1 protein-coding gene is annotated in these 679 nt (G+C 66.6%); it reads right to left on the bottom strand.

What is annotated here, in order from left to right:
• Nucleotides 1–589: thiolase family protein (locus BGN95_RS24605; RefSeq protein WP_502688349.1), on the bottom strand; the 589-nt coding region annotated here is incomplete at its 3' end.
• Between the last annotated feature and the right edge of the window lie 90 nt (nucleotides 590–679).

The following is a 679-nucleotide window of genomic DNA, read 5'->3' as shown; positions in this document are numbered from 1 at the left end:
CCATATTGGCGGTGACGCTGACGATCTCGTCGTCGAACTTGCCCGCGGCCTGCGCGGCGGCGGTGCGCTGCTGCGACTGGAGCGCATATTCGTCCTGCGCGTCGCGGCTGATGCCATAGCGCTTGGCGACCACCTCGGCGGTCTGCAGCATCGGCATGTAGATGTCCTTGTGCATCGCGATCAGTTCGGGATCGGGCTGCACGCGCATCTGCGGGGTCTGGACGAGGCTGATCGATTCGACGCCGCCGCCGATCGTCACGTCCATCTGATCGGTGATGATTTCCTTCGCCGCGGTGGCGATCGCCATCAGCCCCGAGGCGCATTGGCGGTCGACCGACATGCCCGAGACCGTCACCGGCAGCCCGGCGCGGAGCAGCGAGGTGCGCGCGATATTGGTCGCCTGCGCGCCCTGCTGCAGCGCGGCGCCGAACACCACGTCCTGCACCTCGGCGCCGTCGATCCTGGCGCGCTCGACCGCGGCCTTGATCGCGTGGCTGGCGAGCGTGGGCGAAGGGAGGTTGTTGAACGCCCCGCGATAGGCGCGGCCGATCGGGGTGCGGGCAGTGGAAACGATAACGGCGGAACGCATGTGATGCTCTCCTGAAGGATCAATCGGTTAAAGCTGTGTCGAGCGGATCAGGCGAAAACCTGCGTGATCCATTCGGCGATCATCGCGGGC

The sequence above is a fragment of the Sphingomonas sp. 66-10 genome, from assembly GCF_001897045.1.
Classification (GTDB): Bacteria; Pseudomonadota; Alphaproteobacteria; order Sphingomonadales; family Sphingomonadaceae; genus Sphingomonas; species Sphingomonas lycopersici.
This window is presented reverse-complemented; position numbering and strand designations above follow the sequence as displayed.